The organism is Kaarinaea lacus (assembly GCF_975902315.1).
The window spans coordinates 1-3,537 of sequence record NZ_CDLKIE010000179.1 but is presented as its reverse complement, the minus strand read 5'-3'; the positions used below and the strand labels follow the sequence as shown (position 1 = coordinate 3,537).

The 3,537-nt window shown below is 46.9% G+C and carries 4 protein-coding genes; all 4 read right to left on the bottom strand.

Annotated elements, in window-relative coordinates:
- Window positions 1-5: 5 nt before the first annotated feature.
- A complete protein-coding gene (locus ACWVCM_RS05195; protein ID WP_455200657.1) occupies window positions 6-368 on the bottom strand; it encodes a hypothetical protein in 363 nt (120 codons plus the stop codon).
- 103 nt (window positions 369-471) lie between these two features.
- Window positions 472-915 (bottom strand): hypothetical protein, encoded by a 444-nt coding sequence (locus ACWVCM_RS05190; protein ID WP_455200656.1) that lies wholly within the window; start codon window positions 913-915, stop codon window positions 472-474.
- A gap of 81 nt (window positions 916-996) precedes the next feature.
- Entirely contained in the window at window positions 997-1,437 is a 441-nt protein-coding gene (locus ACWVCM_RS05185) for a hypothetical protein (protein WP_455200655.1), read from the bottom strand.
- 30 nt (window positions 1,438-1,467) lie between these two features.
- Window positions 1,468-3,537 (bottom strand): molybdopterin cofactor-binding domain-containing protein (locus ACWVCM_RS05180; RefSeq protein WP_455200654.1); only part of this gene is annotated, 2,070 nt, incomplete at its 5' end.

The following is a 3,537-nucleotide window of genomic DNA, read 5'->3' as shown; positions in this document are numbered from 1 at the left end:
TATAGTTATATTTCTTTATTCGCGTCATAATAACTAAAAGCCATAAAGACCGTTAAACAGATTCCAAAAATAAATAGTCCAATGCGAAATTCAATGATTTCATTTAACCCAAAAACGGCGAGTACTGTAGTAAGCAAGCCAACAACGAGAATCGTTGGAATTAACACCCAGCTTCTTTCTAATGGCTTCCTGTCTGCAATTAATAACATCACTGCCCACGAAAAAGCGATAACAGACATAAGACCCATTGGATAAACTATTTCAGACACCCCCATTCTTTCAGGAATTAAAACCAAAACTGCTATAGCAAAATCTGCAATTGCTGCAATCCAGTAGCTAAGCCGTAACAACAGGATTTGTTTATTCATATTTGTACAGTTTTATTTATAAATTTCTTACACCGTACCTGACGATTCCACAAAGAAATAATGCTGGATCGGACTTTCAAAAAGATTATGACATAACCGTGCCTCATGAGGTTGACCCAAATATTTCCTCAAAATAGAGCAGCAGCCAGACGAGATATGACAATGCCAGAACCACCTGGAAAGGGAAGGTAACTATCCAGCTAATTGTGAACTTAGGCTTTTCGAAACGTAAGCTGGTCGCTGTAGTCATTGTATTGGCCCACAGATACCAAAAGCTTGCCAAACCGGTAAGAAAATAGCCAATCTGCCAATTTAGAAAGATTAATGTAATTCCAAGAAGCGCCACGGGAACTGCTACAACGATATCCGCTAACGCTATACCATAAAATAATTTTTGTTCATGCCAGTCGTCCACTGAGCCATCTGGGTTTTTCATGGGTTTCCCACGAAGAACCATAAACTGCCATCCCCATAACATGACACAAAACAGACCAAATAGACTGATAATGATGTATAAAACGACTTTTCCTGTAAGAGGGATATCCATTAGTGTTCAAACAATATTATTGAAAGATTCTTAAGTGTTGAACTTAGCAGCGCTAGTTACTGTAATTTCTACAGGAAATGGTTAACTGGTTTTTCCACCCCAGGCCACGAGCAGCGCAAGCCCTGCCGTGAGCATGTTTACGGAACACCATCCAATTCTAAATGGTTTGCTCCATAACTGGTGACCGGATTTTCTGCGATTACCCTCCCACACCCATGCACTAATAGCGTGATAAAGAAGGATTGATCCGGGAATCCATGCCAATTTGTAACCCCATTCAGCATTAATAATCAGTCCCACCGCAACGACACCATAGAGCCATGCTACTGCAACATCTGCGACTGCAATAGCATGTTCATAAATTTTGTACTCAGCTGGCATGTCTTGCTCTTGAAGACCAAGTCGTGTCGCAAGATCCCAATTGAGCACTGAAATGAGTTGACCAATCCAGTGAAAACAGAAGCCAACGATAAAGATGAGCACTCCAGCGACGACGTGTGCATAAGGGAAAAGAGTATCCACCTATTGATACCCCTTTGCTACCGCCACGAATCACACTGAACGCAGGTCCGCATTCTTTAGCGGAAACTGGCGAATACGTTTTCCGGTGGCGGAAAAAATTGCGTTCAATACTGCGGGTGCCGCTACCGCAATGGTGGGTTCACCAATGCCGCCCCAGAACCCGCCGGAAGGCATGACAATCACTTCAACCCTGGGCATCTCATTGATCAGCATCGAAGGATAGGTATTAAAGTTCTTCTGCTCGACTGCGCCATCTTTCACGGTGCATTCACCGTACAACAAACCCGAAAGACCAAACACAAAGGAACCTTCGACCTGGTGTTCTATCTGTTGCGGATTAACCGCATAACCAGGATCGGTTGCGGCAACAATGCGATGGATTTTCAATTGACCCGCTTTATCCACTGATACTTCCGCGCAGGCTGCAACATAACTGCCAAAGGTTTTAACAACTGCCAGACCACGATGCGCACCATCAGGCGCTGGCTTACCCCAACCAGCTTTATCCGCCACGGCATTGAGTACGGCTAAACTTTTGGGATGATTAGCCATTAATTTTTGTCGAAACTCCAGTGGATCCTTACCAGTTGCATGGGCCAGCTCATCGATGAAACACTCTATATAGATCGCATTTTGATTGATGTTCACCCCGCGCCAGAAACCCGGCGGCACGTGGGGATTTCGCATGGCATGGTCGACCAGTAAATTCGGCACCGTGTAACTAAAGGCATGGTCACCGTCCTTGTGAAACCCCTGAAAAGTCAGCATGTCCGCACCGTTCTTCGCCATCCATTGAGGTCGAACGGCGGCCAGGATAGATTGCCCGGAGATGCGAACATGCAATCCGGTAAGATTACCTTTGTCATCAAAACCACCCACCAGTTTGCACTTGGTGATCGGGTGATAATGACCATGCGTCATATCTTCTTCACGGCTCCAAAGCAGTTTTACTGGCGTGCCCGGTAGTTGTTTGGCAATAGCGACGGCTTGTTTAACATAGTCGTGAAAAGCCCCACGCCGCCCAAATCCCCCACCCAGATGAATTTTATGAACATCACATTTCGTGATCGGCAAGCTAGCTGCTTCGGCCGCGGCTTCCAGTGCTGCTTCGCCGTTTTGCGTTGGGCACCAGACCTCACAACGATCCTGGGTCCAACGGGCGGTGGCATTCATCGGTTCCATGGTGGCATGGTTCTGATAGGGGTAATAATAAGTGGCTTCAACTGTCTTTGCTGCATCTTTTAATGCTTTACTTGCATCGCCATTCTCATTGCCTACAAATACATTTTCTTTGGATGTAAGTCCTTCATCAAGCATTTGCTCAATTGAAGCACTGTTTACATTCGCATTGGGGCCGTTATCCCAGGTTACAGGTAACGCATCCAATGCCGTCTTTGCCTGCCACCAGGTATCGGCAACCACAGCGACGGCATAGTCTTCAACCTGCACTACCTTACGTACACCCGGCATCTTAGTGACCTTGGAATCATCAAAAGATTTAACTGTGCCACCAAAAGCCGGGCAGGCTTTGATGGCAGCATTAAGCATGCCGGGTAATTTGAAATCTGCACCGAATACTTGTTTGCCGTTGAGTTTGTCGTCGGTATCCAGACGTGCGACCGGTTTACCGATAAGCTTCCAGTCTTTCGGGTCCTTAAGTTCAACATGCTCAGGGGGAAACAACTCAGCAGCCGCCGCGGCAACCTTGCCATAGCTTGTCGTCTTGCCGCTGGGCTCGTGGGTAATCACGCTGTTTTCTGCTCGACATTCCTCCTTGGGTACTTCCCATTGTTCTGCCGCAGCTTCGATCAACATGTGACGTGCGAGAGCACCACCCTTGCGTACATACAGGTGACTGCCGCGAATTCCCTGGCTGCCACCAGTGGAGAAACTGCGCCATACTTTATCGCGCGCAAGATTTTGCCCAGGTGTGGGATACTCGGTAGTGACCTTGGACCAGTCGCACTCCAGTTCTTCGGCAACCATCTGCGCCAAACCGGTCAGTGTACCCTGCCCCATTTCAGAACGCGCAATACGAATAATGACCGTATCATCAGGTTGTATAACTACCCAGGCATTAACCTCTTTTACTTCGGCTAG